Below are 25,677 nucleotides of genomic sequence, written 5' to 3' on the forward strand. Positions count from 1 at the left end.
CGTCGCCGGTGCTCCGTGACCCCGGGTGTCGCCTGTGGTCTTCCTGAACGGTACGCCCGACAGCCGCGTCAGGGCTGGACCCCTCGCCTGCCGAGCGGAGACCCGTGGCCGCGCGTCGCTGCGCGCCGTCGACCGCGTGCTCCGGACGGGCCGGTAGCGTGGTGGGGCACGCCGCCCGCGACGAGCGGACCCGGCGAGACGCGACGACGAGACAGACGAGGACGTCCCATGACCGACACAGCCACCACCGCCGGCGCCCCCGACGCCGCCCCGTCCGGCTCCGCCGCCACGGGCGCGACCACGACCGGCTCGACCGCGACCGGCCGCTCGAAGCCGCCGGCCGACATCGCCCGCTCGTGGCTGCTCGTGCCCGGCACGGCCCCCGAGCGCTTCGACCAGGCCGCGCGCTCCCGCGCCGACCAGATCGTGCTCGACATCGAGGACGCCGTCGACCCGGCCCGCAAGCCCGCCGCCCGCGACGACGTGGTCGCCTGGCTCACGGCCGGCGGCAGCGCCTGGGTCAGGATCAACGACCGCTCGACCGACTTCTGGTCGGACGACGTCGACGCCCTCCTCGGCCTGCCGGGCCTCCAGGGCGTCATGCTCGCCAAGACCGAGGCGCCCGAGCACGTCACCGAGACGTTCGACCGGCTGGGAGGCGCGGTGCGGGTCCTCGCACTGGTCGAGTCCGCGCTGGGCATCGAGGAGAGCCCCTCGATCGCCAAGGCGCGCGGCGCGTTCCGCCTGGCCTTCGGCAGCGGCGACTACCGCCGCGACACGGGCACCAGCGCCGACGACCTCGCCATGGCCTACCCCCGCTCCCGCCTGGTCGTCGCGAGCCGCATCGGCGGCCTGCCCGGCCCGATCGACGGCCCCACCGTCGGCAGCAGCCACCCCGTGCTCCGTGAGCAGGCGGGCGTCGCCGTCGCCCTCGGCCTGACGGGCAAGCTCTGCCTCGACGTCGAGCAGCTGCCCGTCATCAACGAGGTCATCAGCCCCACGCCGTCCGACGTCGCCTGGGCCCAGGACTTCCTGGCCGACTTCGAGGGCCGCGGCCGCGTCATCCGCGACGGCAGCGACCTGCCCCGTCTCGGCCGCGCGCAGAAGATCGAGAAGCTCGCCACGGCGTTCGGCGTCGCACCGGCCAGCTAACCGCCCGACCGGCCGACTGGTCGAGAGCAGGGCCGAGGAGGCGCACCCCCACCGGGTGCGCCTCCTTCTTTTCGCCGACTCTTGACAAGCGATAGTCAGCGACATATCTTTGACACATCGCGACAACCACCGCGACACAGACTTGAAATCGAGAGGACGTTCCCCATGGGCAACGCACACCACCACCTGAATCCCGACCACCCTGACCACTCGGACCACCGCGACCAGCACGACCGCTTCGCCGGCGGCGGCCGCTTCGGCCGCCCCTTCGCCCGCGGCGGCCGACCCGGCGGCGCCGGCTTCGGCCCCGGGGGCCCCGGCCCCTTCGGCGGCTTCCCCGGGTTCCCCGGCTTCGGCCCCGGCGGCCACCGCGGCGGCCGCGGCCGAGCCCGCAAGGGCGACGTCCGCCTCGCGGTCCTGTCGTTGCTCGCCGACGCCCCGTCGAACGGCTACGGCCTGATCAAGGCCATAGCCGAGCGCACCGACGGCGTCTGGAAGCCGAGCCCTGGCTCGGTCTACCCCACGCTGCAGCAGCTCGTCGACGAAGAGCTCATCGTCGCGGGCGACGAGGCCGCCAAGGGCGAGTACTCGCTCACCGAGGCCGGCCGCACCTACGTGGCCGAGCACGCGGACGCCGTCGAGGCGGCCTGGGCCGCCACGACCGGGGACGAGGCCTCGGACGAGTTCCGCGAGAGCCTCGGCAAGCTCTTCGGCGTCGTGCAGCAGTTCCGCTCGGGCGTGACTGACGCGCAGCGCGCGGCGGCCACCGCCAAGCTCGACGAGACGCGGCGCGCGCTCTACGCGATCCTCGCCGACTGACGTCTGACGGGTCCCGTCCAGGAGGCGCGGTGCAGGCACGCCTGCACCGCGCCTCCTTCGCGTGCCCGGCCGCGACGGCTCGGCGCCCGGCCCGCGTGTCTCGCCCGTCCCGCACACGCCAGGCGCGTACCCCGTCGTCACGGTCACCTCTCGGCCGATCGGCGGGCGCTCCCCGGCCGGGTCGCTAGCATCCCCCCGACGACAGGGGGCCGCATGACGACGTTCGGCATCGAGGAGGAGTTCATCCTGGTCGACCCCGTGACCCTGACGCCGACCGACGTCGCCGCCTCCGTGCACGCCGAGCTGCTCGGCTCGGCCCACGAGTCGAAGTTCGTCAGCCACGAGTTCCTGGCGTCGCAGATCGAGCGGTCGAGCCCCGTCTTCACGCAGATGGACCAGGCCGAGGCGGACCTCATGACCTTCCGCACGCGGCTCGCCGCCCAGGCCCGCAGGCGCGGCGTCGTCGCGGCCGCGGTCGGCACGCCCTTCATGTGCAGCGGCTGGCCGGCGGTGACCGACACCGAGCGGTACCACCGTGTCGAGGAGGAGTTCCGCGGCCTCGTCACCGACCACCTCATCAACGGGACGCACGTCCACGTCGGCGTGCCGTCGCGGGACGTCGGCGTGGCCGTGCTGAACCGGGTGCGCACCTGGCTGCCGACGCTGCTCGCCCTCACCGGCAACTCGCCGTACTGGCACGGCGCCGACACCGGCTTCGCGAGCTGGCGCGCGATGCACATGCGGCGCTGGTCGACCGGCGGCTGCCCGCCTCCCTTCGAGGACGCGGCCGACTACGACCGGCGGATCCGTCGGCTCGTCGGCGTCGGCGGCACCTACGACACGCGCACGATCTGGTGGAACGCCCGGCTCGCCGAGGACCACCCCACCGTCGAGGTCAGGGTCGCCGACGCCCAGCTCGACACGGGCGGGGCCCTGCTCGCCGCGACCCTGGTGCGCGCCCTCGTCGACACGGCCCGCGAGGAGGCCGAGGCGGACGTCGCCCCGCTCGAGGTCGAGCCCGAGCTGCTCGACGCGGGCCTCTGGCACGCCGCGCGCGACGGGCTCGGCGGCGAGCTGCTCGACCCCGTCGCCGGGGAGCTTCGCGGATCCCGCGAGGTGCTGCACCGCCTCCTCGTGCACGTCGGCGACGCGCTCGACGCGTCGGGCGACCACGAGCGGACACGTGCCCTGCTCGACCGCGTCACGACCGACGGCACGGGCGCCGAGCGGCAGCGGGCGGCCGTGCGGCGCGGCGGCCCCGCCGAGCTGAGCCGGCTCTGCGAGACGGCGCTCGTCGCCCGCGCCTGAGCCGAGGCGGCTCGGGGGCACGGACCGGTGTCGGAGGTGCGGTGCACGATGGACCCAGACCACCGACCGAGCACCAGGAGGCGCGGATGACGATCGCAGACGACCAGCCGGAGGCGTCGGCCGCCCTCGGGTACGACCCCGGGTTCCTCGCCGTGCAGGTGCCGCTGCCCCGCCCCGGCCCGCGTGCCGTGCGCGAGCTGCCCTACGCGCACTTCACCGTGCTGCTCGACCCGCGCCGGCGCCTCGCGTCCCTGACCGCGGTGAACGTCGACGGGTCCTCGCTCGTCGACCTCGAACGGGGCGACGACTGGCACCTCGACGAGCGCGTCGCCGCTGACGAGCAGTGCGGGCCCGAGGTCTACGCCCGCAACGACCTCGACCGCGGCCACCTCGTGCGACGCCGTGACCCGGTCTGGGGCACGCCGGCGGTCGCGTCGCGCGCGAACCTCGACACGTTCACCTACACGAACGCGGCCCCGCAGGCGGGCGACTTCAACCAGTCGTCCGAGCTCTGGCTCGGCCTGGAAGACCTGGTCCTCGAGTACGCGGCCGTGCACCAGCAGCGCCTCAGCGTGCTGACCGGTCCGGTGCTGCACCCCGACGACCCGACCTACCGGGGCGTCCAGCTGCCGCTCCGCTTCTGGAAGATCGCGGCCTGGGCGACACGCGACGGCTCCGCGCTGCGGACCTCCGGCTACCTGCTCGACCAGTCGCCCCAGCTGGACGACGCCGACCTCGGGCGGGCGACCGCACGGGCCGGCGACGAGGGCGAGCTGCCCCCGCTCGGGCCGTACCGCACCTTCCAGGTGCCGGTGCGCGACATCGCCGCGCTGACCGGGCTCGAGCTCGCGCAGCTGGCCGAGGCCGACTCCCTGCAGGTCGTCCCGACGGTCCGGCCGCCCTCGGGGCTCCCCGAGGGGTGGGTGCCGCTCGACTCGCCCGACCAACTGACGTTCTAGCGGGGCACGCCGGGTCGGGTCGGGTCTCGGCCCGGTTCGGCCGGGCCCGGACCGGTCGACTCGGCTCGGCCGGAGGTCGGCGTGGCAGGATCCGTCCTCGTGCCTGCCGACCCTGCCGCCCGTGACGCCCCCGACGCCCGGGGCCCACGACCACTCGCCGACGATCCCGCGACGGTCCTGACCGTCCGGCGCGAGCACGACGTCGTTCCGGAGCGGGCGACCCCTTGGCGCGACGTGGTGGCGGAGTTCGACGTGCCGGACGACGCGAGGGCGTCGGCCGACCTCGTCCGCCCCCTGCTCGACGACCCCGAGCTCCACTGGTCGCCCGGCCTGCGACGAGGCGTGCTGGCGCTGCTCCCCCGCAGCACCGCGATGGTGCGCGTCGTGCTGTCGTGGGAGTGGTCCGTCGAGGCTGCCGACTTCTCGGTGCACTCGCTCGAGCCGGAGCCCTTCTCGTCCGACGACCTGGTCGTCCTCGAGGGGTGGCTCCGCGATGCGGCGCGACGCCTCGCGACCGAGAGCGATGCGATCGAGGTCGCGGTGACCCGGGTGGTCGACGACGTCGTGTCGGGGCTCGACCGGAGCGCACCTCCTCGATCCACCTCGACGCCGGCGGACGACGACGTCGTCAACGATCCGGACGGCGCCACCGGGCACACGACCGGCACGGCGGTCCTCGGCACCCGCGTCGCCGGGCCCGACACGGAGTCCGGTCACGGACGGGTCGACGTCCGCCTGCCCGACCCCGGCGACCCCGGCCACGAGGTCCTCGTCGACGTCTCGACGGACCGCCTGCTCGGGCACCGGACCACGCTCGCCGACGAGGGCGGCCCCTGGGCGTTCCGCTACGTCGTGGTAGGCGAAGTCGAGACCGGTCCGGCCGAGGGGCCGGCCGACGTCGTCCCGGCCGACCTGGTCCACTGGCACGACCAGCACATCCAGCGGCAGATGCTCGCCGACGACGCCCGGCAGGCGCTCGTGCACCTGCTGACCGGACTCGACGCGCCGGCGTCGGTGGGCTACGGCGGCTGACCGGCCGGGGGGGCTCGAGACACGCTCGGGACAGACCTGCCGGGCACGGGGACGGGGTCTACGGCCGCCAGTCGACGATGGCGACGAAGCGGCTGCCCACGCCGGTCACCTCGCTGCGCGCCGTGCCCTGTTCGGGCTCGGGCAGCTCGTCGACACCGTGGTCGTCGCAGCTGAGGTGCGTCCACGAGGGCCACCACTTCTTCGGCCGGGCGGCCTCGTGGTAGCCGCACACGACGCAGGCGAGATCGACCCAGACGGGCTTGCCCGTGCGGTTGGCCCGGGACTGCAGCAGCCACGCGGGCGGTGACTTCTCGAGCGCGAGCAGCTCGTCGAGCGTCAGCCTCGCGGGGATGCCGTGCCGCACCGCCATCTCGAGCGGGATGTCGAGCTGCAGGGCAGCGTCTCGTCGCGTGATCATCGCGCCCAGCCTAGAGGGCGACCAGCACCTTCTCGAAGCAGATCGAGTTCGGGAGCGCCTCGACGTAGGGCTCGTAGGTCGGGATCGGCCGGTAGCCGACACGCTCGTAGAGGCGGACGGCCTCAGGCTGGCGGTCGCCCGTCTGCAGGATGAGCCGCGGCGCCCCGGCGGCCCGGGCGACGGCCTCGACCTCGGCCATCAGCACCCGGCCGAGGCCACGGCCGCGCTCGGTCGAGTCGACGATGACGCGCTTGACCTCCCACTCCCCGTCGAGGTCGCGCAGCACGGCGTGCGCCACGGCACGGCCGACGTCGTCGGTGACGAGCACGGTCGCGTGGACCTGCTCGGGGTGCACGCGCAGGGCGTCGTCGCGAGCGGCCGTGACCGCCGGGTCCTCCACGACGCCGGGGTCGGAGTAGCGCTCGTTCATCTCGGCGTCCATGCGTGCCCGGAGCTCGAGGGCCCGGGGGTCGTCCCACGCGACGTGCTGCACGTGCAGCGCCGCCCCGGACGAGGCGGCGGGGACGCATGGCTCGAGGGGTGGGTGTCGAGGAGAGACCTGGGCAGGAGGAGCGGTGTTCGTCACCGCGACATCCTGCCATCCCTGCCCGGACGCTCCCTGCACGCTGTGCACGTCGCGCCGGAGCCGGGGCTGGTCAGCCTGGGCCTGTGAGCCGGGGCCCGCTACCGCAGGCTGACGCCCCGGGCGGCCATGAACGGCACCGGGTCGGTCGAGGCGCCGTTGACGCGCGTCTCGAAGTGCAGGTGGCAGCCGGTCGAGTTGCCGGTGGAGCCGACGAGGGCGATGAGCTGGCCGGCGACGACGGACTGGCCGTTGCGCACCTTGATGCCGCCGTTGACGATGTGGCCGTAGGCCGTGCTGAGGCCGCCGCTGTGGGCGATCCGCACGTAGTTGCCGTAGCCGCCGTAGGCACCGGCGTAGTTGACCGTGCCGGAGGCCGCCGCGTAGATCGGCGTGGAGCAGCCGGGCGCGAGGTCGACGCCGTCGTGCAGCTTCCACTGGCCCGAAACGGGGTTGACGCGGTAGCCGTAGCCGCTCGAGATGCCGCCGCCGCTGGGGCGGACCCAGCCGGAGCCGGATCCCGACCCGCCGCCTCCGCCGGACGACACCGGGGGCGCCGCCGGAGCAGGGGCAGGGGCGCCGGCGCTCGGGGCAGGACGCGCGGCGGCCGCCGCAGCAGCCGCGGCCGCGGCGGCGGCACGCTGCTGACGCAGCTCCTCCGCCTGGCGGGCGGCCTCGGCGGCTCGGGCGGCCTGCTCGGCGGCGACGCGCTGACGCTCCGCCTCGACACCGGCCTCGTACTGTTCCTGCGTCTGTGCGGTCGTGTCCTGCAGCACGGTCAGCTGGGCCTGGAGGCGCGACTCGTTCTCCTGCTGAGCGGTCACCGCGGCCGTGGCGGCGTCGGCCGCGGCCTGCGCCTCGTCCATCGAGACCTGCGCCGTGTCACGGAGGCCGACCAGCGCCTGCTTCGCGACCGCGGCCTGGTCGCCGAGCGACTGGGCCACGTTGCGGTCGGAGACGGCCTGCTCACGGATGCCGTCGGCCTGCTCGGTGATCTTGCTCATGGCGCCGAGGCGGTAGAGCAGGTCGTCGGCGGCCTCGCCGTCGCCGACCAGCTGCGTCGAGACGTCGCCGCCGCCGGTGCGGGCGAGCTGGGCCGAGACCTGGCCGGCTCGCTTCTCGCTCTCGTCCGCGATCGCGTTCTTCTCGTCGACCTGCGCCTGCAGCTCGGCGAGCTTCGCGGCGCCCTGGTCGGCGAGGTCCTGAGCGGCCTGGAACGCTGCGCCCAGGCGCTCGGCCTCGGCCTGCGCGTTCACCGCGTCGGACTGCAGCTGGTCGAGCAGGCCCTGCAGCTCGGAGATCTGTGCCTGTTTGGACGACTCGTTCGCCTGGGCAGCCTTGACGTCGTCCCAGGTCGGGTAGGTCGCCGCGCGTGCGGGCGAGCCCCCGACCACGACACCGGCGACCACGAAGACGAGCGCGAGGAGCAACGTCGAGACGACGGCGAACGCGCTGCGCGAACGCAGGGCCGGCAGGAGCGGTGCAGGCAGCGGAGAACTCACGTGGTCGTGTCCTGACTCGAGGGGGCGACCTGCGTCGAGCTGCCTGTCGGCAGCTCGTCACCGAGGTCGGATGCGTGACCACCCTACGGCGGAAGAGGGCGAGGGTAAACCCGAGGTAGAAGGTTCAGGTGTCACCCGACGACCCCCAGAGCTGGGGCCACACGACTTCACTCGAGTCACACGAGTCACATCGACCCCGTGATCTGTCCCCCGATCCGGGCGCAGCGAGCGTGGCCGGTCAGCCGGTCGACCCGTCGCGCGGATCGCAGGTCAGACGGCCTCACCGGTCGGGTCGCTCGCGGCCGGGTCGTCGAGCAGGGCGCCGCCGACGGGCTCGCCGGCCCACTCGACGAGCGCCCACCCCTCGTCGAGCGACCCCTCGAGCACGACCACGCCGGTGTTCGCGAGCTGGTGGGCGCGCACGAACGCGGCGTCGGCGTTGGAGGCACGTCGCCCCGCCCAGCCGCGGATGGCGGCCCCGTGGCTGACGACGCCGACCACGTCGTGGCCAGCGGCGCAGGCCTCGTCGACCGCGCCGTCGAAGCGGGCGAAGAACGCGTGGCCGTCCTCGGCGCCGGGGACGCGGGCGTCGAGGTCGCCGTCGACCCAGCGCAGCACGGTGCCGAGGTAGGTCGACACGGCCTCCTGGTCGGAGCGGAGCTCGAGCTCGCCCGCCTCGACCTCGCGGAGGCCGTCACGGACGGTCGGCACGAGGCCGAGGGAGGCGGCGAGCGGCGCGGCGGTCAGCTGCGTCCGCAGCATGGTGCTGGTCGACATCGCGCCGATGCCCGCCGCTGCGAGCGCCTCGGGCAGCGCGGCGGCCTGCTCGAGGCCGAGGTCGGTGAGGCCCGGGCCGGGCACGGTCGTGCCGAGCTCGCCGCGGATGTTGTCGGGGGTCTGACCGTGTCTGATGAGGTAGAGGCGCATGGCTCACCACCCTACGGACGGCCACCGACGCCATGGACACCGACCAGGGCCAGGGCCAGGGGTCAGCCTGCGAGCACGCCGTCGGCACGGGGGCGGGTGGCCCGCACGAGCGCGGCCGAGCGCTCGTCGGGCCCGGTCGCCCAGGCGAGCGCCGCCTCGTCGGCCATGCCGTGCCGCACGTGCCGCGCGACGAGCCGCCGCAGCCTCTCGGGCTGCGGCACTTCCACCCACCAGACGAGGTCGAGCTCGGCGCGGGCGCTCCGCCACGGCTCGTCGTCGACGAGCAGGTAGTTGCCCTCCACGACGACGACCTCGACGTCGGGGGCGACCTCGATCGAACCGGCCACCGCCTCCTCGAGGCCCCTGACGTAGTCGGGCGCCCAGACCGTCTCGCCGAGCTCGACCCGTCGGATGCGACGGAGGAGGGCGAGCCAGCCCGTGCCGTCGAACGTGTCGATCGCGCCCTTGCGATCGAGCCGGCCCAGGCGGGCGAGGGTCGCGCCGGCGAGGTGGAAGCCGTCCATCGGGACGACGACGGCCGGGGTGCCCGCCGCGACCAGCACATCGACGAGCAGCGTCGCGGTCGTGCTCTTGCCGCTGCCCGGCTCGCCCGCGAGTCCGACCACGACGCGACGGCCCGTCCGGGCCCGGAGGCCGACGAGGCTCGCGACGGCGTCGTCCACGCCGAGCGGCTCAGGACCCGGGGCTGGCACGTCGGCTGGCGACGTCACGACCGGCGAGCTCGGCTCAGGCGCCGGGCGTGGGCGTCGCGCGCCGCGCCGAGATCGCCTTGCGGAGCACCGTGATGAGGATGGGCAGCACCGAGACGAGCACGATCACGATCGCCCAGACGTCGATGTGGTCGGCGATGATCGGCACCCCGCCGAGGAGCGAGCCGAGCACCGTGAGGCCCACGGCCCAGAGGAACGCGCCGATGACGTTGAAGGCGAGGAACGCCGGGTAGCGGTAGCCCGCCGTGCCCGCGGCGAGCGGCACGTAGGTGCGCACGATGGGCACGAAGCGGCCGAGGATGAGCGAGAGGCCGCCGTACTTGGCGAAGAACGCCTCGGCCTTGGCGAGGTGGGCCGTCTTCAGCACACGCGCGTCGGGTGTGAACCAGCGCCGGCCGAAGCGGTTGCCGAGGAAGTACCCCACCTGGTCGCCGAGGAACGCGGCGGCGAAGGCGCAGAGGGCGATCAGCCAGACCGGCAGCTCGAGGGCCTCGTGCAGCAGCCCGGCCGTGAACAGCAACGAGTCGCCCGGCAGGAACGGGAACAGCACGCCCGACTCGATGAACACCATCAGCGAGATGCCCGCGAGCGCCCAGGGGCCGAGCGCCGGCAGCAGCGCCTCGGGGTCGAAGAGCAGGAAGCCGCCGGAGGCGAGGGGCAGGGAGGCGAGGAGGGTGGCTGTCGTCACCGGGCGAGTGTAACGACAGCGCGCTCGGGGGTGCCTCCTCCCCCGGTGGTCGCAGGCCGGGGTCGCCGGGTGTCGTCCGGTCGGCGGATGTCGGCGGCGGTGACCCTCTCCTAGTCTCGACGCAGGTCGGCAGCCCCCGCACGCGACGATGCGTGCCCGGGGCGACGACACCCGCACGACGACGAGAGGCACCCCCATGATCGAAGCTCGATCACTCACGAAGAGATACGGCTCGAAGGTGGCGCTCGACGACGTCAGCTTCACCGTGCGACCCGGCGTCGTCACGGGGTTCCTCGGCCCCAACGGCGCGGGCAAGTCGACCACCATGCGCATGATCGTCGGGCTCGACCGGCCAACCTCGGGCTCGGTGAAGGTCAACGGCCGCCCCTACGCCGACCACCGCGCGCCGCTCCGCGAGGTCGGCGTGCTGCTCGACGCGAAGGCCGTCCACAGCGGTCGCAGCGCCCACGACCACCTCCTCGCGATGGCCGCCACGCACGGCATCGGCAAGGCCCGCGTCCGCGAGGTCATCGCCCTGACCGGCCTCGAGTCCGTCGCGAAGAAGCGCGTCGGCGGCTTCTCGCTCGGCATGGGCCAGCGCCTCGGCATCGCCGCCGCGTTGCTCGGCGACCCGGCGACCCTGATCTTCGACGAGCCCGTCAACGGCCTCGACCCCGAGGGCGTGGTGTGGGTGCGGACGCTCGCCCGCCACCTCGCCAGCGAGGGCCGCACCGTCTTCCTCTCGTCGCACCTGATGAGCGAGATGGCGCAGACCGCCGACCACCTCATCGTCCTCGGCCGCGGCCGTGTCCTGGCCGACGCCCCCGTCAGCAGCGTCATCGCCCAGGCCTCGGGCGACGGCGTGCGCGTGCGCAGCCCGCACCTCGCCCAGCTGTCCGACCTGCTCCGCAGCCGCACCGAGGTCGTCGTGACGACGACCGAGGACGGCGCGCTCGACCTCCGGGGCGTCACCGCCGCTCAGGTCGGCGAGGCAGCAGCCGCCCAGGGCATCGTGCTGCACGAGCTCACCCCGCTGGTCCGATCGCTGGAGGAGGCCTACATGACCCTCACCCAGGACTCGGTCGAGTACCACGCAGGAGGCACAGCCCACGCAGGAGGCGCCCCCGCGGCCGCCGACGCCGCATCCGCCACGACGTCGGGAGCGACGCGATGACCACGACCACCACGCCCCGCCCGACGGCCCACGCCCACACGGCGGGCTCGGGGGTCTCGTTCGCCCACGTGCTCCGCTCGGAGTGGATCAAGCTCCGCAGCCTCCGCTCGACCGCCTGGTGCTTCGCGGTGATCGTGGTGCTGCTGATCGGCTTCGCCCTGCTGTTCGGCGCCTTCGCGTCCGGCTTCGAGGGGGCACCGGCCACCGACGAGCAGCAGCAGTCGCTCGCCGTCAGCGTCGCCACGATCGGCGTGCCGTTCGCACAGCTCGTCGCCGCGGTGCTCGGCGCCCTCGTCATCACCGGCGAGTACGGCACAGGCATGGTCCGCTCCACCTTCGCGGCCGTCCCCCGCCGCACGGCGGCGCTCGTCGCCAAGGTCCTGCTCATCGGCGTCACGACCTTCGTCGTGTCGGCCCTCGCGCTGGCCGTCGCGCTGCTCGTGTCCACGCCGCTGCTCTCGAGCTCGGGCGTCGACACCGACCTCGCCGACGGTCGCATCTGGCTGTCGATGCTCGGCGGCGCCGCGACCATCGGCTTCATCGCCATGATCGCCTTCGGTCTCGGCGCGATCATCCGCAACGGGGCCGGCGCGATCGCCTCGGCGATCGGCATCGTCTTCGTGCTGCCGATCATCTTCTCGATCGGCCAGGCGCTGATCGCGAAGTCGTGGATCTACTCGCTCTACGAGTTCATCCCGCCGCAGGCCGCGACGCGCGTCTACGACTACCCGGTCGACGGGCAGTCGCTCACCGCGCTGCCGGGCCTCGACGGCTCGCTCGTGCTCGAGCCGTGGCAGGCGCTGCTCGTGCTGGTCGGCTGGGTCGTGGTGCTGTTCGCGATCGCGCTCGCCCTCGTGAAGCGACGCGACGTCTAGTCCGCAGCCGCGCCTCCTCGACGGCAGGGGCCGACGCGACCACCCGGTCGCGTCGGCCCCTCGCCTCGTGCCCGCCTGTCGTCAGTTCGGCCGGCTGCTCGGCCGGCTGCTCTGCCGTCCGGCCCCTGCCGTTCACCTCAGATCGGGAATGAACGACGCCTGTCGCGCGCTGCACCGGTGTCTCGACGGCGAGACACCGCCCCCGCGACCCGCCAGCCCCCCAGGGAGATCACATGACGAGCGACACCGCCGCGTCCACCGCCGCCGACACCGGCTCGGTCGGCGCGACCCCCGACGGGGACGACGCAGGCCTCGCGGCTCGCAACAAGCTCGTCATCGGCCTGCTGCTCGTCAGCGCCTTCGTCGTCATCCTCAACGAGACGATCATGGGCGTGGCCCTGCCGAGCCTCACCCGTGACCTCGACATCACCGTGACCGCCGGCCAGTGGCTGACGACCGGCTTCATGCTGACGATGGCGGTCGTCATCCCGATCACCGGGTTCCTGCTGCAGCGGTTCAACACGCGCCCGGTCTTCATCACCGCGATGAGCCTGTTCAGCCTCGGCACCGCCATCTCGGCGATCGCGCCCGGCTTCGGCGTGCTGCTGCTCGGCCGTGTCGTGCAGGCGTCCGGCACGGCGATCATGATGCCGCTGCTGATGACCACCGTGCTCACGCTCGTGCCCGCGGCGACCCGCGGCCGCACCATGGGCAACATCTCGATCGTCATCTCGGTGGCCCCGGCCATCGGGCCGACCATCTCGGGCCTCATCCTCAGCGTCTTCGAGTGGCGCTTCATGTTCATCCTCGTGCTGCCCATCGCGCTGGGCGCCCTCGCCCTCGGCGCCGCGCGCGTCAAGAACGTCACCACCCCCCGCGCGGTGCCGCTCGACGTCTTCTCGGTGATCCTGTCCGCCTTCGCGTTCGGCGGCATCGTGTTCGGGCTCAGCTCGATCGGTGAGGGCGCCGAGGCGGCCGTTCCGGCGTGGCTGCCGATCGGCGTCGGGGTCGTCGCCCTGCTCGCGTTCGTCCTGCGCCAGCGCGCGCTCCAGCGTGACGACAAGGCGCTGCTCGACCTCCGCACCTTCCTGTCGCGCACCTTCACCACGTCGGTCCTCGTGCTCGGCGTCGGCATGATCGCCCTCTTCGGCACCTTGATCGTGCTGCCGATCTACCTGCAGAACGTCCACGGCCTCGACCCGCTGGCGACCGGACTGCTCCTGCTGCCCGGCGGCCTGCTGCAGGGCGTGCTCTCGCCGATCGTCGGCCGGATCTTCGACAAGCACGGCCCGACCGTGCTGCTCGTGCCCGGCACGATGCTCGTCAGCGCGGTGCTGTGGTTCCTCTCGACGGTGTCCGAGTCGACGCCCATCCCGATGGTGCTCGGCGCGCACGTCGCCCTCAGCGTCGGCCTCGCGCTGATGTTCACGCCGCTCTTCACGTCGGGCCTCGGCTCGCTGCCCGGCCGTCTCTACTCGCACGGCTCGGCGATCGTCGGCACGGTGCAGCAGGTCGCGGGCGCCGCCGGCACCGCCGTGTTCGTGACCGTCATGACGCTGGCCACCGTGTCCGCGGCGAGCGGCGGGGCCGGCGACATCGCCGCCGCGAGCGCCGGCGTCCGTGCCGCGTTCCTGGTGGGCGCGATCATCTCGCTCTTCGCCGTGGTCGGGGCGTTCTTCGTCCGTCGTCCCCCGGTGACCGAGGGCGCCGAGCCGATCGTGGCGCACTAGCCGCACCTCCCCCACGACCGCCCTCCCCGACCACCGGGGAGGGCGGTCGTGCGTCCGGCGCCGGGAGTACCGTCGCCGGTGTTCATGCACCCTCTGCACGGATGCACATCGCGCACAGGGGAGACCACCATGAGCAGCTCGTCGTCGACCACGGCCCGAGGAGGCGGCGGCAGCGTCCGCAGCCTGGTCCCGGCCCGCATGGACCGCCTCCCGTGGACCAAGTTCCACTGGACGATCGTCGTCGGGCTCGGCTTCTCGTGGGTGCTGGACGGCCTCGAGATCCAGATCGTCGCCTCCGCCGGGTTCCAGGCCGACCTCGGCCTGACCGCCGCGCAGGTCGGCTACCTCGGCACGATCTACCTGCTCGGGCAGGTGGCGGGCGCCCTGGTCTTCGGCCGGCTGAGCGACACGCTCGGCCGCAAGAAGCTCTTCATCCTCACGCTGGCCATCTACCTCGTCGCCAGCGGCCTGGCCGGGCTGTCACCGAACTTCGCGTTCCTGGCGGTGTTCCGGTTCATCGCCGGGATGGGCATCGGCGGCGAGTACGCCGCGATCAACTCGGCCATCGACGAGATCATCCCCTCGCGCTACCGCGGACGCGTCGACATCGCGATCAACGGCACCTACTGGGGCGGCGCCGCCCTCGGCTCGGCCGCCAACCTCTTCCTGCTGAACACCGACTACTTCGCCGAGAACGTCGGCTGGCGGATCGGCTTCTTCATCGGCCCGGTGCTCGGCCTGATCATCATCTACCTGCGCCGGCACATCCCCGAGAGCCCCCGCTGGCTGATGACCCACGGCCGCGAGGAGGAGGCGGAGGCGACGGTCACCGACATCGAGCACCGCGTCGAGGCGGAGGGCCGCACCCTGGAGCCGGTCAGCGACGACCAGGCGCTCGAGGTGACCGACCAGGGCCGCATCCCCTTCAGCGTCATCTTCCGCACCCTGGTCAAGGACTACCCGAAGCGCACCCTCGTCGCTGCGACGATGATGATCACGCAGTCGTTCCTCTACAACGCGATCTTCTTCACCTACGCGCTGGTGCTGCAGAACTTCTACGGCACCGACCCGGCGTCGACGCAGTACTTCTTCTTCCCGTTCGCCATCGGCAACCTGCTCGGGCCACTGCTGCTCGGCCACCTCTTCGACACGTGGGGCCGCCGCCAGATGATCTTCCTGACCTACGGGGTCTCGGCGGTCGTCCTCGCCGTGTCGGCCGTGCTGTTCCACATGGACGTCCTGAGCGCGACGACCCAGACCGTGTTCTGGTGCGTGTCGTTCTTCTTCGCGTCGGCGGGCGCCTCCTCGGCCTACCTCACGGTTAGCGAGATCTTCCCGCTCGAGCTGCGCGGCCAGGTGATCGGCTACTTCTTCGCCCTCGGCCAGATCGCCGGCGCGGTCGCCCCGACGCTCTACGGCTCGCTGATCGGCGACGGCACCGACCGCGGGCCGCTGACGGCGGGGTACTTCCTCGGCGCGGGCATCATGCTCGTGGGAGGCGTGGTCGCGTTCGTCTTCGGGGTGTCGGCCGAGCGGAAGTCGCTCGAGTCGATCACGAGCCCGCTGTCGGTCGTGCCGCCGGGCAAGGGCGGCGGCACCGGGAAGTCGTAGCGGGCGAGACCTGACCTGCCGGGCCGCGCCCTCGGACACGGGCCGTCAGGACACCGCCGTCAGGGGGCGGGCTCCGGCACGCTGATCACGGGCGGCACCGCCGCGAGGTCGGGCAGCAGGCCGATGTCGACGAGCACCACGTCGCCGGCGAGCGCGGCGGCGGGCTCGATCAGGAGCCCGGCCTTGTGGGCGCCGAAGGTGACGGTCAGGGCCGCGGGCAGCACGGTCGGGTCGGGCACGGCACCGTCGTCGGGGCCGATGCCGCTCGGCACGTCGACCGCGACGACGGGCGGGCCGTCCGCGGTCGTGACCCAGGGCAGCAGCGCCGCGACGACGTCACGAGCCGTGCCTCGCAGGGCCGGGTCGGTGCTCGTGCCGGTGCCGAGCACGCCGTCGAGGAGGACGGCCGCGCCCGACTCCCGGAGCCGGGCGCCCGCCTCCTCGACGGTCGACCACCGGGCCGCGTCGTCGACGACGGCACCGGAGGCGCGGGCCGCGACCAGCGCCTCCTCGTGCAGCCGGCTGCCGGTCGGGACGACCGTGACGGCGCATCCCGCGTCGGCCAGTGCGGCACCCGCGAGGAGCGCGTCGCCGCCGTTGCTGCCGCTGCCGACGAGCAGCACGACGGGCGCGGGCCACCGGTCCCGGGCCCGCAGCAGCCCCTCCACCTCGTGCGCGAGCCCTGCGCTCGCCCGCTGCATCAGCGGCTCGCCCGCGTCGAGGTGCGGCTGCTCGGCCGCCTTCACCTGTGCGGCAGTCCACCCGTCGATCATCGCTCCATCGTGCCCGCGCGCCGCCCACGCCGCCCGCCCAGCCGCCCGGCCGCCCCGCCGACCCGACCGCGCCGGCGGCGGGCGTTCCGGGTCGAGGGCGGGTTGCGGGCTACCCGCCCTCGAGCCTGAACACCCGCCCTCGACGGATGCGGCGGCGGATCACCGCAGCGGCGGCGGGGTGCGCGGGACGCGTCGAGGACTCAGGAGGCGCGGGCCGGCGGGCACGAGCCGCGCCGTTGCCGAGCGACCTGGCGACGAGGACGCCTGGATCGTCGACGGGTCGCCGCGCTGCCAGACTGGTCCGATGCGCGACCACGTCCAGAACCCCGTCGACGGCACCGAGATCGCGTACGAGGTGGCGGGCGAGGGCCCGCCCCTGCTGCTCGTCCACGGCTCCGGCCTGTCGCGCGGCGCGTGGCGCGGTCTCGGCTACCTGCGTGACCTCGAGCGCGACTTCACCGTCGTCGCCCTCGACCTGCGCGGCCACGGCCGGAGCGGCGCGCCGCACGACGCCGCCTCGTACGACATGGCCCTGCACCGCGGCGACGTCGCCGCCGTCCTCGCCACGACGGGCCTCGCGCCGGTCCACTTCGTCGGCTACTCGTTCGGCGCCCGCGTCGGCCTGTCGATCGCCGCGCACGAGCCCGAGCTGCTCCGCACCCTGACCACGATCGGCGGCAGCTGGGCACCGATGAACGGCAACATCGGCGCCACCTTCGCGCACGACTGGGAGGAGGCGCTCCTGACTGGGGGCATGCCCGCCTTCATCGGGCGCTGGGAGGACACCATGGGCCGCCGCCTCGACCCGGCGACCCGCCTGGCCTTCATGAACGACGATCCCCTGGCCCTCGCGGCGTTCTTCCGGGCGGCCGAGACGGGCGGCGGGCTCACGGCACAGCAGCTCGACGACGTGTCGGTGCCCACCCTGCTGATCGCGGGCACCCGCGACGAGGCACGGCACCGCGAGTCGCAGGACGCCGCCCGCCGCATGCCGACCGCGGCGTTCTTCGAGCTCGTCGGGCAGGACCACGCGTCGTCGCTGATGCCCGTCGACCAGGTCACCGACCTGCTGCGCACCTGGCTCGAGGCCGTCGACGCCTGAGGCGCGACCGCGTCGCGGCCCGCCCCGCCGCGCACCTGGTGGTGCGCCCCTCCGCGCACCTCGCGGTGCGCGTCGCCGCGCGGGCCCCCGCCCTGCGATGATGGACGCACCATGGGCATCAGTCGTCGAGCGTTCCTGACGGGGTCGGCCTCCGGGGCCGCCGTGCTGCTGCTCGCGGCCTGCACGACCGACGGCCCCTCCCCCGCGCCGACGGCCCCGAGCAGCACGCCGACGCCCACCCCGACCCCGACCGCGACGCCCTCGGCCGGGCCGACGCCGTCCGCGTTCCGCCGCAGCGGCTGGGCCGACGACCCGTTCGCGCGGGGCTCGGGCAGCTACCTGACCACGTCGTCGTCCGACGACGACCGCGCGGCGCTCCGCCAGCCGGTCGACGACCGGGTCTTCTTCGCCGGCGAGGCCACCGCGAGCACGGCGCCGGGCACCCTGGGCGGGGCCCGCGCCAGCGGCTTCGACGTCGCGGACGCCGTCGCCGGGGTCGCCGAGCAGGGCGAGCGCATCGCCGTCGTCGGCGCCGGGATGTCCGGCGCCACCGCAGCCAGGAGCCTCGCGGCGCGCGGCTACGACGTCGTCGTCGTCGAGGCCCGCGACCGCGTGGGCGGCCGGGTCGCCTCGTACACCGGGGGCGACTGGCCGTTCCCCGTCCAGCTGGGCGCCGCCTCCCTCGACGGCGAGGCGGCCGCCGCCCTCGTCGCCGCGCTCGCCCTCGGCCGGGTCGACACCGTGCGCCTCGGCGGGGTGCTCGAGGTGCGGTCCTCCGGCGGGCAGGCGACCTCGCTCGTCGGCGTCCCCGAGCGTTCCCTCGCGTCGGCCGCCGGGTGGGCCGACGACCAGGCGGCCTCCGTGACGGTCGCGCAGGCCGTCGCCGGCGCCGGCGCGGGGCCCGAGCAGCAGTCGCTCGAGCCCGACGCCACGGGCGTGTCCGACGCCGCCCGCCTCCAGTTCGTGCTCGACGAGGCGCTGCCCGTCCGCTGGGGTGCCGGGCCGGACGACCTCGCCGAGCGACAGGACCCGGGCGACGTCGGCGAGCTCGTCGCCGCCGACCTCGGCAGCCTGTTCCCGCTCGGCGAGCCGTTCGTCACCGGCGACCTGTCCGCGTTCGTCGAGGCGCAGCTCGACGGCCTCGACGTGCTGCGGGGAAGCACGGTGGCCCGGATCCAGTACGGCGACCGCGGCGTCGGCCTCCGCCTCGCCACCGGCGAGAGCCTGTCGGTCGACCGCGTCGTGGTCACCCTGCCGCTGGGCGTCCTGAAGGAGGGGACGACCGAGTTCGCCCCGGAGCTGCCGACCACGCACACGGCGGCGATCGAGACGCTCGGCGTGGCCCAGCAGGAGGTGCTCTGGCTGCGCTTCGACGAGCGCGCCTGGAGCACGGAGGCGACGGTGCTGACCACGGTCGACGGTTCGTCGGGCTTCCGCGTCTTCGTCAACCTGATGCCCTCGACGGGCGAGCCGGTGCTCGTCGCGCTGGCGGGCGGGGACGACGCGGTCGCGAGCCTCGAGCTCGGCGACGACGAGGCCGTCGCCGACGCGCTGGCCGGCCTCGCGCCCTACTTCGACCTCGTGCCGGAAGCAGCACCCGAGTCCACGTCCGACCCCGACGCGGGCCCGGACTCGTCGGAGGCGCCGGCCGGCTGATCCCCGCCGGAGCCGCACACCTCCGCGCCGCCGACCTCTGCGCCACCGACCTGGGCGCCGCCGCCCTCAGCCCCCACGACCTCGGCGCGCTGGCCGCGCCGCAGCAGCACGCCCGGCCGCGGCCCGGGCCGGAGGTGACTGAGGGCGATCAGGGCCGACATCACCCCCGCGATGACGGCCAGGGCGATCGCGTTGTACATCACGAACTCGTCCGGCCAGCGCACCTGCGCGGGGTCGAGGAAGAAGTACGGGTACCAGCCGACGTCCGCGCCGCGCACGATCGTCGCGATGCCCCAGACGACCGGGAACACGAGCACGACCGACAGCATCGCCCAGCTGACGCGGGTGCGCCCGGGGGCGAGCACCCAGTCGACGACGAGGAACCCCGGGATCCAGAAGTGCAGCACCTGGGTCGACCAGGGAACGCCGATCGCGAAGTCGTTGCTCAGCGACTCGATCAGGATGATGCCGTAGACGATGCCCGACACGACGACGTAGGTCGTCACCAGGGCGTGCACCGCGGCGAAGGCGCGGCCCTCGGGTCGGCCCCGGAGCGAGAGCGCCCCCGACACGGCGAGGACGAGCACGTTCGCCATGTTGCTCTGCTGCGTGAAGTACGCGAAGTAGTTGACCGTCGAGAAGGTCGAGAAGCCGAGCGTGTAGAAGAAGTACGACACGAGGGCGGCCGTGCCCACGGCGGCGACGACGAGGCGCAGCACGCCGACGACTGTTCGCACCCTGTTCACTCGCTCCTGGTAGCGCGGGGACGCCTCGGGTAGGCCTCCCGTGCAGACGACGACCCTACTAGGACGGGCCGGTCTCCCCCTGCGGGGAGACCGGCCCGTCGGCACAGCCGGGTCCGGCCCGCGGGCCGGACGGGTCAGATCAGTCGCCGGACCTGACCAGACCGCAACTCATCTCAGCTCAGCTCAGCTGGGGATGTAGTCGAACGTGTCGGGGTCGGGGCCCGTTCGCTCGCCCTTGTCGAGGTCCGTGATGGCCGCGACGTCGACGTCGGACAGCTCGAAGTCGAAGAGCGCGAAGTTCTCCTCGACGCGCGAGCGCGTGACCGACTTGGGGAACACGATGTCGCCGCGCTGCACGTGCCAGCGCAGGGTCACCTGGGCGGTCGACTTGCCGACGCGCTCCGCGATCTCGACGAGGGTCGGGTCCTCGAGGACCTTGCCCTGGGCGATGGGCGACCACGCCTCGGTGTGGATGCCGTGCTCGACGCCGAAGAGGCGCAGCGAGTCGTTGGCGAGGTAGGGGTGCACCTCGATCTGGTTGACGGCGGGCACGACGTCGGCCTCGTCCAGCAGGCGCTGGAGGTGGGCCTGCTGGAAGTTCGAGACGCCGATGGCCTTGGCACGCCCCGTGGCGTAGATCTCCTCGAGCGCCTTCCAGGTCTCGAGGTAGTCGACGTCCGTGGTCGGCAGCGGCCAGTGGATGAGGAACAGGTCGACGAAGTCGGCCTTCAGAGCGTCGAGCGTGCCGTCGAACGCCTTGAGCGCGTCGTCGCGACGGTGGAAGCCGTTGTTCAGCTTGGAGGTGACGAAGATCTCGGAGCGGTCGATGCCCGACTCGCGCAGCGCCTCGCCGACGCCTGCCTCGTTGCCGTACATCTGCGCCGTGTCGATGTGGCGGTAGCCCACCTCGAGGGCGGTGAGCGTCGCGTCCTTCGTCTGGTCGGGCTCGACCTGGTAGACGCCGAAGCCGAGCTGGGGGATCTCGACGCCGTTGTTCAGGGTGATGGTGGGGATCGATGTCATGCCCCCATCGAACCACCGCCTCCTGCGGCGTTCTCAGCGACGTCACGGATCAGCCCTGGTGCATCCGGCCCGACCGTGTTACCGTTGCGGGTCGCTTGGCAACGATCCTCTCAGATCGTTCCCGACTCACGGCCCTGTCGTCCACACGCAGGCCGAGTCGAACAGCCTGCAGATCCTGTCTGCGCATCTCGAGAACCCCGGTCCGAGCCTCACCCGCTCGCCTACTCACCGGTCGTCGCCCGAGACGAGGCCCGACCAGGCTCCCCGAGCCTGAGGACACCCGTCCGCCCCACTGCCGAGAACGGCGGTCCACGCATGCCCCGCGCTGCGTGCCACGACGCTGAGCAACACAGCACACATCGAAGAAGAGAACACGCATGAACGAGAACATCACCACCCTGAGCGGCACGGTCACCACCGAGCCCGTCCTGTCCACCGCCCGCCTCGCCGAGTTCGTCGTCGTCGACGCCTCCGGCGCCGAGTTCGTCGTCCGCGCCTGGAGCGACGTCGTCACCGACGACGTCCGGGTCGGCGCCACCGTCACCGTCGAGGGCGCCCAGGGCTGGGTCATCCCCGGCCGCAGCTGGCGCCGCGAGCCCAGCCGCACCATCGTGCAGGCCTACGCCGTGAGCGCCCACGCGCTCGCGCTCGCCGCCTAGGCGGTCCCGAGGAGGCGCGACCCGCCTCCTCGACGCCCGTCGCGCCCTGCGCGTCGACGGCGCGACGGCACGACAGACGAGAGGCCCCGGTGCACGTGCACCGGGGCCTCTCGTCGTGGTCTCGTCGTCGGCAGCGCCGCTACGCCGTGGCGAGCCCGGTGGCGCGCACGAGGATCGGCCGGTGGTCGCTGATGCCGGCGGGCAGCGTGACGACGTCCTCGATGGTGAGGTCGTAGCTCGTCGCGAAGTCGAAGTGGCCCTTGACGTACTTGTAGCCGAGGTAGGTCGGCGTGCTGCTGCGGGTCAGGACGAAGCCGTCGCGCTCGATGCGCTTCTTGAGCCCGCCGTGGAACCACGGGTAGTTGAAGTCGCCGACCATGAGCATCGGCACGCCGGGCGCGAGCGCCCGCATCAGCTGGTGAGCCGACTCGACCTGCTTCTTGCGCAGCCCGTTCGTGGCGGTGAGCGGCGCGGCGTGGAACGAGCCGATCAGCACGTCCGCGCCCGAGATGCGGTCGTGCAGGTGCATCGCCAGCAGGCGCTCGTGCGCGGGCGACATGACGCGGTCGTGCATGCTCTTCTTCAGCGCGTAGACGTTCGTGCCCAGGAGCTCGAAGCGGGAGCGGCGGTAGTACGCCGCGAGGCCGAGACGGTTGTTCCGGGTCGACGCGGCGAGCGAGAACTCGCCGAACTCGTCGGGGATGTCCTTCGTGTCGGCCTCCTGCAGGCACAGCACGTCGGCGCTGTGGTCCTCTGCGAGGGCCCGGATCTCGCCCTTGGCCGTGTGCTCGCGCAGGTTGTAGCTCACCACGCGCATGGTGTTGCCGCTCTGTCCAGTCACGAGTGACGAACCTAGTCCCTTCGTGTTCCGGGCAGTCGCAGGGTCGCGCTCAGCGGCCACCCGGCGCGTCGTGGCCGACGGGCGAGGAGGCGGTCCGCACCCTCCGGGGGGAAGGTGCGGACCGCCTCCTGCGCGATCAGCCCGCGATCGCGACAGCCCGCGACGGCGTCAGCCTCGGCTCAGCGCCAGGGCAGCCCCGGGAACCAGTGGTGGAACAGGTCGCCGATGGCGCCCCAGATCCAGCCGATCAGGCCGGGCAGGTCGAAGCCGCCGTGCCCCGGGCCGCCGTGGCCGGGACCGCCGGGCTCCCCCGGGCCGGGGCCCGGGTCGACCGGCGTCTCGGGCTCCTCGCCGGTCGTGACGGTGAGGTAGCTCGCCGTGCCCGTGTCGCCGTAGACGACGCGGCCGAGGTAGCTGCTCTCGTACGCGAGCTCGGACCAGGAGGCGGTGACCGTCGTGGTCTCGCCGAGCCCGGCCTCGAGCACGGCTGGGTCGACGACGAGGCCGCCCTGGGCCGCAGCCGGGTCGAGCAGGTACGACGTCAGCGTCCAGCCGAGGTCGCCCGCGCCCGAGTAGAAGTCGACGAGCAGCACGTACTGGCCTGCCGCCGGCGTCTCCACGTCGAGCTGCTCGTCGGCCGAGCCGGTGGCCGCGGCCCCGACCAGCTCGTCGGGCTGGCCCGACGCGTCGGCCGTGTAGAGCAGCAGGTCGAGGTCGGCGGTGTCCTCGGCCGAGTCGAGCACGAAGCGGGCGTGCGTCGTGCCCTCGGCGACCGTGAGCGGCACCTGGGCGGCGTCGGCGCCGGCGGTGCCGGAGCCCGTCGCGACCTGGCCGAGGGCGAGGCCCTCGGCGGCGAGCGGCAGCGACAGGGCGTCGCCGGCGGTCACGTCGATCGTCGCCTCGCCCGTCACGCCCTCGCCCGCGAACTCCGCGGCGACGTCCAGCTGGACGGGCCGCACCGCGAGCGGGCTGCGCGCGTCACGGGTGCCGTCGGTCCACGTCAGGTAGCCGGTGGCGAACTCGTCGAGCGCGGCCGTGGTGCGGGTGAAGGCGACCGTGTAGTCCTGCGTCTCGCCTGCCTCCGCGAAGGTCAGCGTCGAGGGCGAGACCTCGGCCGTGACGCCGGCCAGGGTGACCGGCTCGGCCGTCCAGCTGCCGGGGCCCGTCGCGGTGACCGACCGGGTGACCGTCGTCGTGCCCGCGAGCGAGCCGACGCTGATCGACGGCAGGTTCAGCGACGAGTCGGTGCCCTCGACGGTGTCGATCGAGTCGACGTACGCCTGCCAGTCGGCCGTCCCGCTGCGGTAGAGCAGACCCGGGTCGAGGAACGCCGTGGGGTCGACGTGGCCGGCGCCCTGCGCGAAGACGTCCTGGGTCGGCGCGCCGTCGGCTCCGACGAGGTCGTAGGCGGTGGTCATCATCGCCGACTTCACCTCGGCCGGGGTCCAGTCGGGGTGCACGGTGCGCGACAGGTAGAGCGCCGCGAGGCCCGCGACGTGCGGCGACGACATCGACGTGCCCGAGAGGAACTCGTAGCTGCCGGGCTCGCCGGCGGCGTTGGCGCCGTCGGCGAGGATCGCGACGCCGGGCGCGGAGATGTCGGGCTTCAGCAGGTTGCCGCCGTCGGCCGTCACCGGGCCACGCGACGAGAAGCCGGCGATCTGGGGCGTGGCGGGCTCGGGCAGGCCGGCGGGGTTGCCGTCGACGAGGGTGACCGTCGCGCCCTCGGTGGCCGCATAGGCGTGCAGGGCGTCGTAGGACGCCGCGTCGACGTGGACCGTGGGGACGACGTGCTCGTCGAGGTCGACCGAGCTGGGCGCGGGGTTCACGAGCAGCATGCCGACGCCGCCGATGCGCTCGACCTCGGCGCTCTTGGCCGTGCGGTCATAGACGCCGCGGTCGCAGAGCACGATCGCGCCGGAGGCGGCGGCCGCGTCGGCGTCGAGCGAGTCGGGACGGCACAGGGCCGCGTCGGCCGCCGTCGCCCCGTCGGCCGCGAGGGTCGCCGCGTCGACGAGGGAGCCGCTGACGCCCTCGGTGCCGGTCGGCACCGTGATCGAGCCGCCGAGGTACGAGGCGCCGTCGCCGGTCAGGGCCGTGGCCGCGTAGCTCGGGACCGTGCTCGCGGCGACGGTGGTTATCCAGGGCGCCGCGTTGTCCGCGGTCGTCGGCGTGGGGCCGTCGTTGCCGGCCGAGGCCGCGACGAAGACGCCCGCCGAGGCCGCGCCGAGGAACGCCTGGTCGGTGGCCGAGAAGGTGCTCGTCGCGCCGCCTCCGCCGATGGAGTAGTTGATGACGTCGACGCCGTCGGTCACCGCGGCCTCGATCGCCGCGACGAGGTCGAGCGTGGCGCAGCCGTCGTCGTCGGTGGCGACCCGGTCGGGGCCGTCCCAGCAGACCTTGTAGGCCGCGATCTTCGCGGCCGGTGCCACCCCGGAGATGGTGCCGAAGTCGCGGTCGCCGATGGTCACCTCGACGTCGGCGTTGCCCGCCGCGGTCGAGGCCGTGTGCGAGCCGTGGCCGTTGCCGTCACGGGGCGAGAGGTACTCGCCCTGCTCCTCCGTGCCGATGTTGTCGACGCCGAAGCCGTCGACGAAGTAGCGCGCGCCGACCAGCTTCGTGTTGCAGTCGGAGGCGGTGAACTGGACGCCCGTCTGGCACACGCCGGTGAAGGTGCCGCCGTCGCTCTTGTCGTAGACGATCGAGTCGCCCTCGAGGTGCGGCTCGGCGCTGTCCTGCTCGCCGAGCGAGTCGCCCGCGAACGAGGCGTTGCCCGCGGCGATGCCCGAGTCGATGATCCCGACCACGACGCCGTCGCCCGCGGCGTCGCGGCCGCCGATCTCGTCCCACACGCCGCCGTTCCCCTCGGCGTCGCCGAGCCCGAGGAACTCGGTCGAGGGCGTCGCCTGGAGCTTCAGCAGCTCGTTCTTCGACACGGCCGCGACCGACGGGTCGGCGGCGAGGGCCCGCGCCTGGTCGGCGCTGAGGTCGGCGGCGAAAGCGTTCGTCGTCACCGAGAAGTGCGCGTCGACGGTGGCGCCGACCGCGTCGGCCACCTCTGCCTGGGTCTGCTCGAGGTGCTCGGACCACTCCTGCACCGGTGCAGCCTGCGCGTCGAGGCGCGCGCCCTCGGGGGCGGCCGTGGCGGCGAAGCCGGCCTTGCCGCCCTCGTAGGTCGCGGCCGCGGGCTCGCGCAGGGTGACGATGTACGACCCGCTCGCGAACTGGGAGTCGCCGACCACGGCGGGACCGTCGGCCGCCAGGGCCGAGGTGGCCGGCAGCGCGACGACGCCGGCGGCGACGAGTCCCGAGATGAGCAGTGCGGAGAGTGGAGCCTTCGGCCGTCGTCGGCCGGACGATGTGATCAC

23 protein-coding genes are annotated in these 25,677 nt (G+C 73.6%); 12 read left to right on the forward strand and 11 right to left on the reverse strand.

Going from position 1 to position 25,677, the window contains the following annotated elements; all coding sequences use genetic code 11:
• Window positions 1-228 precede the first annotated feature (228 nt).
• The 5 genes from EDF18_RS05740 to EDF18_RS05760 all read left to right on the forward strand — a co-directional run bounded on the left by EDF18_RS05740 (window position 229) and on the right by EDF18_RS05760 (window position 5,270).
• Window positions 229-1,152: a CoA ester lyase gene (locus tag EDF18_RS05740; RefSeq protein WP_123546768.1), complete on the forward strand. Its 924-nt coding sequence runs from the start codon at window positions 229-231 to the stop codon at window positions 1,150-1,152.
• A 165-nt stretch (window positions 1,153-1,317) separates the two neighbouring features.
• Window positions 1,318-1,971, forward strand: a complete 654-nt coding sequence (locus EDF18_RS05745; protein WP_123546769.1) for a PadR family transcriptional regulator — start codon at window positions 1,318-1,320, stop codon at window positions 1,969-1,971.
• Window positions 1,972-2,184: 213 nt separating this feature from the next.
• On the forward strand, window positions 2,185-3,279 hold the full coding sequence (locus EDF18_RS05750) for a glutamate--cysteine ligase (protein WP_123546770.1): 1,095 nt from the start codon (window positions 2,185-2,187) through the stop codon (window positions 3,277-3,279).
• 86 nt (window positions 3,280-3,365) lie between these two features.
• Window positions 3,366-4,238 (forward strand): DNA/RNA non-specific endonuclease, encoded by an 873-nt coding sequence (locus EDF18_RS05755; protein ID WP_123546771.1) that lies wholly within the window; start codon window positions 3,366-3,368, stop codon window positions 4,236-4,238.
• Window positions 4,239-4,319: 81 nt separating this feature from the next.
• Entirely contained in the window at window positions 4,320-5,270 is a 951-nt protein-coding gene (locus EDF18_RS05760) for a hypothetical protein (protein WP_123546772.1), read from the forward strand.
• Between the two features lie 58 nt (window positions 5,271-5,328).
• Here the strand turns inward: EDF18_RS05760 and EDF18_RS05765 are convergent, their stop codons facing one another.
• From EDF18_RS05765 to EDF18_RS05790, 6 genes are all read right to left on the reverse strand, one after another.
• Window positions 5,329-5,688 (reverse strand): hypothetical protein, encoded by a 360-nt coding sequence (locus EDF18_RS05765; RefSeq protein WP_123546773.1) that lies wholly within the window; start codon window positions 5,686-5,688, stop codon window positions 5,329-5,331.
• Window positions 5,689-5,698: 10 nt separating this feature from the next.
• Complete coding sequence (locus EDF18_RS05770; protein ID WP_233568991.1) at window positions 5,699-6,274, reverse strand: GNAT family N-acetyltransferase; 576 nt, start codon at window positions 6,272-6,274, stop codon at window positions 5,699-5,701.
• 98 nt (window positions 6,275-6,372) lie between these two features.
• A complete protein-coding gene (locus EDF18_RS05775) occupies window positions 6,373-7,773 on the reverse strand; it encodes a peptidoglycan DD-metalloendopeptidase family protein (RefSeq protein WP_158614620.1) in 1,401 nt (466 codons plus the stop codon).
• A 270-nt stretch (window positions 7,774-8,043) separates the two neighbouring features.
• Complete coding sequence (locus tag EDF18_RS05780; RefSeq protein ID WP_123546775.1) at window positions 8,044-8,700, reverse strand: histidine phosphatase family protein; 657 nt, start codon at window positions 8,698-8,700, stop codon at window positions 8,044-8,046.
• Window positions 8,701-8,762: 62 nt separating this feature from the next.
• Complete coding sequence (locus EDF18_RS05785; RefSeq protein ID WP_123546776.1) at window positions 8,763-9,383, reverse strand: nucleoside/nucleotide kinase family protein; 621 nt, start codon at window positions 9,381-9,383, stop codon at window positions 8,763-8,765.
• A 64-nt stretch (window positions 9,384-9,447) separates the two neighbouring features.
• Complete coding sequence (locus EDF18_RS05790; protein WP_123546777.1) at window positions 9,448-10,119, reverse strand: DedA family protein; 672 nt, start codon at window positions 10,117-10,119, stop codon at window positions 9,448-9,450.
• Between the two features lie 196 nt (window positions 10,120-10,315).
• On the opposite strand from EDF18_RS05790, the gene EDF18_RS05795 reads away from it, so the two are divergent.
• From EDF18_RS05795 to EDF18_RS05810, 4 genes are all read left to right on the forward strand, one after another.
• Window positions 10,316-11,293 carry an ABC transporter ATP-binding protein gene (locus tag EDF18_RS05795; RefSeq protein WP_123547325.1) on the forward strand — a complete coding sequence of 326 codons (978 nt, stop codon included), beginning with the start codon at window positions 10,316-10,318 and terminating at the stop codon, window positions 11,291-11,293.
• Window positions 11,290-12,168, forward strand: a complete 879-nt coding sequence (locus EDF18_RS05800; protein WP_123546778.1) for an ABC transporter permease subunit — start codon at window positions 11,290-11,292, stop codon at window positions 12,166-12,168. Before EDF18_RS05795 ends, EDF18_RS05800 begins: the two co-directional genes overlap by 4 nt.
• 233 nt (window positions 12,169-12,401) lie before the next feature.
• On the forward strand, window positions 12,402-13,898 hold the full coding sequence (locus EDF18_RS05805; RefSeq protein ID WP_123546779.1) for a DHA2 family efflux MFS transporter permease subunit: 1,497 nt from the start codon (window positions 12,402-12,404) through the stop codon (window positions 13,896-13,898).
• Between the two features lie 198 nt (window positions 13,899-14,096).
• Window positions 14,097-15,509 (forward strand): MFS transporter, encoded by a 1,413-nt coding sequence (locus tag EDF18_RS05810; RefSeq protein ID WP_199732389.1) that lies wholly within the window; start codon window positions 14,097-14,099, stop codon window positions 15,507-15,509.
• 59 nt (window positions 15,510-15,568) lie between these two features.
• Here EDF18_RS05810 and EDF18_RS05815 read toward each other — a convergent pair whose 3' ends face one another.
• A complete protein-coding gene (locus tag EDF18_RS05815; RefSeq protein ID WP_123546781.1) occupies window positions 15,569-16,282 on the reverse strand; it encodes an NAD(P)H-hydrate epimerase in 714 nt (237 codons plus the stop codon).
• Between the two features lie 304 nt (window positions 16,283-16,586).
• Here EDF18_RS05815 and EDF18_RS05820 point away from each other — a divergent pair, with 304 nt between their 5' ends.
• The gene (locus EDF18_RS05820) at window positions 16,587-17,384 is read left to right on the forward strand and encodes an alpha/beta fold hydrolase (protein ID WP_123546782.1); all 798 of its coding nucleotides are present in this window, start codon (window positions 16,587-16,589) and stop codon (window positions 17,382-17,384) included.
• Window positions 17,385-17,495: 111 nt separating this feature from the next.
• Entirely contained in the window at window positions 17,496-19,040 is a 1,545-nt protein-coding gene (locus tag EDF18_RS16270; protein ID WP_158614621.1) for an FAD-dependent oxidoreductase, read from the forward strand.
• On the opposite strand, the gene EDF18_RS05835 is transcribed toward EDF18_RS16270, so the two are convergent.
• Both EDF18_RS05835 and EDF18_RS05840 read right to left on the reverse strand, forming a co-directional pair.
• Complete coding sequence (locus tag EDF18_RS05835; protein WP_148050049.1) at window positions 18,953-19,777, reverse strand: Pr6Pr family membrane protein; 825 nt, start codon at window positions 19,775-19,777, stop codon at window positions 18,953-18,955. The genes EDF18_RS16270 and EDF18_RS05835 overlap by 88 nt on opposite strands.
• A gap of 192 nt (window positions 19,778-19,969) precedes the next feature.
• Complete coding sequence (locus tag EDF18_RS05840) at window positions 19,970-20,809, reverse strand: aldo/keto reductase (RefSeq protein WP_123546784.1); 840 nt, start codon at window positions 20,807-20,809, stop codon at window positions 19,970-19,972.
• 377 nt (window positions 20,810-21,186) lie between these two features.
• Here EDF18_RS05840 and EDF18_RS05845 point away from each other — a divergent pair, with 377 nt between their 5' ends.
• Window positions 21,187-21,468 (forward strand): hypothetical protein, encoded by a 282-nt coding sequence (locus EDF18_RS05845; RefSeq protein WP_123546785.1) that lies wholly within the window; start codon window positions 21,187-21,189, stop codon window positions 21,466-21,468.
• Window positions 21,469-21,607: 139 nt separating this feature from the next.
• On the opposite strand, the gene EDF18_RS05850 is transcribed toward EDF18_RS05845, so the two are convergent.
• Together EDF18_RS05850 and EDF18_RS05855 are read right to left on the reverse strand one after the other, a co-directional pair.
• Window positions 21,608-22,309, reverse strand: a complete 702-nt coding sequence (locus EDF18_RS05850) for an endonuclease/exonuclease/phosphatase family protein (RefSeq protein WP_314103501.1) — start codon at window positions 22,307-22,309, stop codon at window positions 21,608-21,610.
• A 179-nt stretch (window positions 22,310-22,488) separates the two neighbouring features.
• On the reverse strand, window positions 22,489-25,677 hold the full coding sequence (locus tag EDF18_RS05855; RefSeq protein ID WP_123546787.1) for a S8 family peptidase: 3,189 nt from the start codon (window positions 25,675-25,677) through the stop codon (window positions 22,489-22,491).

Source organism: Frigoribacterium sp. PhB107, from assembly GCF_003751515.1.
Lineage (GTDB): Bacteria > Actinomycetota > Actinomycetes > Actinomycetales > Microbacteriaceae > Frigoribacterium.